Here is a 6,024-nt window from a genome sequence, read left to right on the forward strand (position 1 = left end):
GGGGGGGGGGTCACTTGTGGGCATCGTGGACGAGGATCGCGATCTGGACCCGGTTGTCGACGCCGAGCTTGGTGAACAGGCGGCCGACATGGGCCTTGACGGTGGCCACCGACATATAGAGCTCGCCGGCGATCTCCTGGTTGGACAGCCCCCGGCCGATGGCCTGGGCCACCTCCAGTTCCCGCTCGGTCAGCGTGTCCAGCCGGCTCCGGGCATCCGCGGCGGAGGTGTCCTCGGGGTCCGCGGCGGGGCCGGCGACGGCGGCGATCAGCTGTGCGGTGACACTCGGGGAGAGCATCGGCTGGCCCGCGGCGACCGCCCGAACCGCTTCGACGAGCCGCGCCGGGGGCGTGTCCTTGAGCAGGAAGCCGGCCGCGCCGGCGCGCAGCGCCTTGAGCACCAGCTCGTCGGCGTCGAAGGTCGTCAGCACCAGGATGCGCGGCGGGTTAGGTTGTGCGAGAAGGGTTTCAGTGGCCGATAACCCGTCGCGCCGGGGCATCCGGATGTCCATCAGGACGACGTCGGGACGCTCGCGGGCCACAACGCCGAGGGCGTCCTCGCCGTCGACGGCCTCGGCGACGATCTGGATCCCCGAATCGCCGCCGAGGATCAGTCCGAGCCCCGTGCGCACCATCGGGTCGTCGTCGACGAGGACGACGCGGATCGGCTCGCTCATGCACTCCTCCTGCTGGTCGCCTCGGTGTCCGTCGGCGCGTTGGGCCACGGCAGCCACGCGGTCACGGCATACCCGCCGTCGGCGGTCTGGCCGTGATCCAGCCGGCCTCCGGCCAGCGCGACCCGCTCCTGCAGTCCGAGCAGTCCCAGGCCCGACTTCGGCAACGCATGATCGAGGTCTTGCAGGCTGCGCGGATTGCGTACCTCGATCTGGAGTCCGGCGATCGGGCTGCCGGCGAGCCGCACTCGCACGACCGCACCGGGCGCGTGCTTGCGAGCGTTGGTCAAGGCCTCCTGCACCACCCGGTATGCCGTGCGCCCCAGTCCGCTCGGAACCGCGCCGGTCGTCTCGTCCGAGAACGTCACGCGGGAGCCGAGGGCCTCGGCCTCGGCGATGAGGGCAGGGAGTGCAGAGATCTCGGGCTGGGGTGGTTCGGGGGCCGCATCCGTGTCGAGAGAGCGCGGCTCGCGCAGCACACCGAGGACTTCGCGCAGGTCGGCCAGCGCCTGGTGGGCGTTGGTCTCGATGGTCCCGAGCGCATCGCCCATCTGTTCGGGGCTGAGATCGGTGCGATAGTTCAGCGCTCCTGCGTGCATCGCGACCAGTGAGATCCGGTGTGCGAGAACGTCATGCATCTCCCGCGCGATGCGGGTGCGCTCGGCCGCCGCGGCTTGAGCCGCCCGCCGCTGGGCGTCCAGTTCGGCCGACTCGACGCGCTCCCACGCCAACTCCCGGCGGCCCCCCACGGCATACCCGACCGCGATGACGACCGCCACGATGAGCAGCAAGAGGATCAACATGACCGGCCAGGGGGTCTCGTTCTCCGGCGTCGAGGGATAGATGCGCTCCACGGCCAGTCCGCCCGCGACATTCAGGGGAGCCAGCCAGGCGAGCTCGCGCCATTGCCGGCGAGCCGCGACCGACGCCAGAGTCAGGATGCCGGCTCCGCCGGCGCTCGACGACACGACGCCGATGAGCGTCACGGCCAGGGCGATCCGCTGGGGCCAGCGGCGCCGCCATACGGTCAGGATGCCTGCGACGACGCCCAGGACGGGGTCGCCGATCAGCGCCCAGAGATGACGCACCTCCATGGTGTCCGACGACAGGGACGTGGCAGTGGAGACCCAGGCGACGAGGCCCACGATCAGGACGAATGCGACCCGCCAGATCTTGCCCCACCGCCCGATGGGGGGTGCGGGGGGTTCGGGGCGGGCGGGCATACGGGAAAGCGTATGTGTCGAGGGGCTGGGACGGGAGTAACCAGGGTCGTACCCCCGCCCGCGGGAATCCGACCAAAGTCGGATGCCGACGGGACCGTGGGCCGATGTGCCCGGTGCCTCCCTGCGGCGAGAGTTGAGGGCATGATCACCGTTGAGAACCTCACCAAACGTTACGGCCAGTTCACCGCTGTCGACGACATCAGCTTCGAGGTCCAGCCGGGCTCGGTCGTCGGCTTCCTCGGACCGAACGGCGCGGGCAAGTCCACCGCCATGCGGATGATGACCGGTCTGACGCCGCCGACGAGCGGGCGCAGCACGATCCTCGGCCGCGACTATCACGCACTGCCCAACCCGGCCCGCCACGTCGGCGTCATGCTCGACGCCGCCGCCCAGCACCCTGGCCGCACGGGCAAGGAGGTGCTCCACCTCGTCGGCATGACGATCGGTGTGCCGAAGACCCGCGTCGATCAGGCCCTGGACGTGGTCGGCCTGACGCCGGCGGAGGCCAAACGCCGCGTGCGCAACTACTCCCTCGGTATGCGGCAGCGGCTCGGCCTCGCCGGGGCCCTCATGGGCGACCCGCAGGTGCTCATCCTCGACGAACCCGCCAACGGTCTCGATCCGCAAGGGATCCACTGGATGCGCCAGCTGTTGCGCGCGTATGCCGATCAGGGTGGCACCGTGCTGCTCTCCAGCCATCTGCTGCACGAGGTGCAGATCATCGCCGACGAGTTGGTGATGATCGGCCGGGGGCGGATCGTCGCCCAGGGCAGCAAGGCCGAACTGCTGGGTGCCGGCGGCACCCGCGTCCACTCCCTCGACAACGATGCTCTCGCGAATGCCTTGCAGGCCAAGGGTTTCGAGGTGTCCGGCGATCGCTCCGGCATCCTCGTCAAGGCGAGCCCCGAAGAGGTGGGACGCGCGGCCCTGGACGCACAGATCGTGCTGACCGAACTGCATACCGCCGGCTCCGAAGGCCTGGAGCAACTCTTCCTCTCCCTCACCGCCGCCGACTCCCGCGAGCCGCAGGCCGCCTGAGCGGCCCGCCACCGAAAGGACACACCGGACATGACTGCCGTACTCGACCGCGAAACCTCCCACCTGACTCACGAACGCCCCGCCCTCGGCGAGGTCAAGGGCATCCCCTTCACGCGCCTGGTGCGCGTCGAACTGCGCAAGATGACCGACACCCGCGCGGGTCGCTGGATGCTCATCGTCATGGCGGCGATCTCGCTGCTCGTCGTGACCATCAACCTGATCTGGGGCAGCAACGCCGACCAGACCTTCGGCACCTTCCTCGGCCTGACCTCCTTCCCCCTGATGATCTTGCTGCCGATCGTCGGGATCATGGCCGCGACAGCGGAATGGTCCCAGCGCACCGGGCTGGTCACCTTCACCCTCGAGCCGCGGCGGGGCCGGGTCCTCGCCGCCAAGAACGTCGCCGGCGTCCTGCTCGGTCTCGGAGTGATCGCCGCTGCCTTCGTCGCCGCCGCGCTCGCGCAACTGCTGGCCGTGGGGTTAAACGGAGTCGACGCGGACTGGTCGATGCCGTGGAAGGTCGTGCTCGGCTTCGTCGTCGCGATGACGGTCTTCGTGATCCAGGGGCTGGCGTTCGGCTTCGCGCTCCTGATCACGCCGTTGGCGATCGTCGCCTCGATCCTGCTGCCGACGATCTGGTCGATCGTCGCGGGGATCAGTGAGCGGCTGAACTCCATCGGCGCCTGGCTCGACCCGAGCCGGACCGTCGAGCCGCTGATGAGCGGCACCATGGCGGGCGAGCAGTGGGCCCACCTGGGCACCTCGTCGCTCGTGTGGATCGGCATCCCGATGCTGATCGGCGCGTGGCGGGTGCTGACCCGCGAGGTGAAGTAGCGGGGGCCTTCGCGGTTCCTCCGGGGCGGCCCGCTGCAGGGGGCGGGCCGCCCCGGCATACTGCTTGTCGTCGGGCGGAGCCGAAAGTTGTCGTACCCAGGTGTGAGGTCTCCGGGGTGGCGACTGTCACGCGGCTGAGGCGTGGCCGCGGCATACGGGACCTGACAGACTCGAAAGCATGTCGCGTGAGTTCACCAAAGTCGGTGTTGTCGGTCTGGGGACCATGGGTGCGGGCATTGCGGAAGTGTTCGCCCGCAACGGCATCGATGTCGTCGCCGTGGAGATCGACGACGACGCCATCAACCGGGGCAAGGAGCATCTGACCAAGAGCACCGAGCGTGCGGTCAACCGCGGCAAGCTCGCGGCCGATGATGCCGAGGCCCTGCACTCGCGGATCAGCTACTCGACCGATCTCGCGGACCTGGCGGAGTGTCAGCTCGTCATCGAGGCCGTGCCGGAGCACATGGACCTCAAGAAGGAGATCCTGTCCGCGCTGGACGGCGTCGTCGGGCCGGACGCGATCCTCGCGACCAACACCTCCTCGCTGCCTGTCACCGAGATCGCCGTCGCCACCGCCAACCCCAAGCGCGTCGTCGGCATGCACTTCTTCAACCCTGCGCCGGTGCTGCAGTTCGTCGAGGTCATCAAGACCGTCGTCACCGCGGACGACGTCTTCGAGGACGTCAAGGCGCTCGCCGAGCGCATCGACAAGAAGCCGGTCGTCGTCGGGGACCGGGCCGGGTTTATCGCCAATGCGCTGCTCTTCGGCTATCTCAATCACGCCGTCTCGATGTACGAGGGCAAGTACGCCACCCGCGAAGACCTCGACGCCGCAATGCGGTTCGGCTGTGGCTACCCGATGGGGCCGCTCGCGCTGCTCGACCTGATCGGTCTCGACACGGCATACGAGATCCTCGACACGATGTACAAGCAGGGACGCGACCGGCTGCACGCGCCCCGCCCCATCATCAAGCAGATGGTCAGCGCCGGGCTGCTCGGGCGCAAGAGCGGTCGCGGGTTCTACACGTATGCCGCGCCCGCCAGCTCCGAGGTCGTGCCCGACGCGCAGACGCCGTCCGGGGGCGCACCCGAGGGCGTGACCTTGCGGGACGTCAAGACCGTCGGGGTCATCGGCTCCGGCACCATGGCAACCGGCATCGTCGAGGTCTTCGCCAAGGCCGGCTATCCGGTCACCGTGATCGCTCGCGGCCAGGACAAGATCGACGGCATCATGGCGAGCATCGGCAAGTCGCTGGCCAAGGCCGTCGAACGCGGGCGGATGGACCAGATCACCGCCGACGACACGGCGGCGCGGGTGTCGGGCGCCACCGACCGCTCGGCGCTGAAGGACTGCGACCTGGTGCTCGAGGCCATCGCCGAAGACCTCGCCATCAAGCAGGACCTCTTCACGGACCTCGACGCGATCTGCAAGCCGGGGGCCATCCTCGCGACCACCACCTCCAGCCTGCCGATCATCGACCTGGCCAAGGTCACCTCCCGTCCTGGTGACGTGATCGGCATGCACTTCTTCAACCCCGCCCAGGTGATGAAGCTCGTCGAGGTGGTCAGCACGGTGGCCACCGACGCCGATGTCATCGCCACGACGGTCGAACTGTCCAAGAAGGTCGGCAAGGTGCCGGTCCAGTGCGGTGACCGCTCCGGCTTCATCGTCAACGCGCTGCTCTTCCCCTATCTCAACGACGCGATCAAGATGCTCGAGGCGCACTATGCGACGGCCGACGAGATCGACGTCGCGATGAAGACCGGCTGTGGGCTGCCGATGGGCCCGTTCGAGTTGCTCGACGTCGTCGGGCTCGACGTCTCCCTGGCGATCGAGCGCGAGCTCTATCTCGAGTTCCGCGAGCCCGGCTTCGCCCCGGCGCCCCTGCTGGAGCACATGGTCCAGGCCGGCTACCTCGGACGCAAGACGAAGAAGGGCTTCCGCACCTACGCCTGAGGTCCTCGCTCACGAGCTTTCGAGCGTCAGGTGAGTGGCAGCGACGTCCCCATGTCGCTGACTCTCACGGGACGGCAGTCGCCGGTCGCCGGGCATGGGCGAAGATGACTCCGTGGCTGATGACTCCTATTCCGATGCCAAGCCCCTGGGCGAGATCCCCCTGAGCGCGGCGGGCTTGGACCGGCGGGCGGAACGACGGGGGCAGGCCGGCCTCGTCGCCGGATTGCTCGCCGATCCGGCGACGCTCGTGCTGCCGGTGGCAGCGGGGCGGGCACCGGGGCGGCAGGCGGTCGGCCGGG

Annotated in this window: 5 protein-coding genes and 1 pseudogene; 4 read left to right on the forward strand and 2 right to left on the reverse strand. The window is 69.1% G+C overall.

Translation table 11 applies throughout. The annotated features are described in order from the left end of the window. Positions 1-10 precede the first annotated feature (10 nt). Positions 11-676, reverse strand: coding sequence for a response regulator (locus BN11_RS10700; RefSeq protein WP_048697488.1), 666 nt, complete (start codon positions 674-676; stop codon positions 11-13). Then, the gene (locus BN11_RS10705; RefSeq protein WP_048697492.1) at positions 673-1,896 is read right to left on the reverse strand and encodes a sensor histidine kinase; all 1,224 of its coding nucleotides are present in this window, start codon (positions 1,894-1,896) and stop codon (positions 673-675) included. The genes BN11_RS10700 and BN11_RS10705 overlap by 4 nt, the downstream gene beginning before the upstream one ends. 141 nt (positions 1,897-2,037) lie before the next feature. On the opposite strand from BN11_RS10705, the gene BN11_RS10710 reads away from it, so the two are divergent. From BN11_RS10710 to BN11_RS23670, 4 genes and pseudogenes are all read left to right on the forward strand, one after another. After that, a complete protein-coding gene (locus BN11_RS10710) occupies positions 2,038-2,934 on the forward strand; it encodes an ABC transporter ATP-binding protein (RefSeq protein ID WP_048697495.1) in 897 nt (298 codons plus the stop codon). Between the two features lie 30 nt (positions 2,935-2,964). Beyond that, positions 2,965-3,768, forward strand: coding sequence for an ABC transporter permease (locus BN11_RS10715; RefSeq protein WP_053084067.1), 804 nt, complete (start codon positions 2,965-2,967; stop codon positions 3,766-3,768). 178 nt (positions 3,769-3,946) lie between these two features. Next, positions 3,947-5,725, forward strand: coding sequence for a 3-hydroxyacyl-CoA dehydrogenase family protein (locus BN11_RS10720; protein ID WP_048697496.1), 1,779 nt, complete (start codon positions 3,947-3,949; stop codon positions 5,723-5,725). A gap of 112 nt (positions 5,726-5,837) precedes the next feature. After that, a pseudogene (locus BN11_RS23670) lies at positions 5,838-6,024 on the forward strand (hypothetical protein); the annotation flags it as partial.

Source organism: Nostocoides australiense Ben110 (assembly GCF_001050535.1).
Lineage (GTDB): Bacteria > Actinomycetota > Actinomycetes > Actinomycetales > Dermatophilaceae > Nostocoides_A > Nostocoides_A australiense.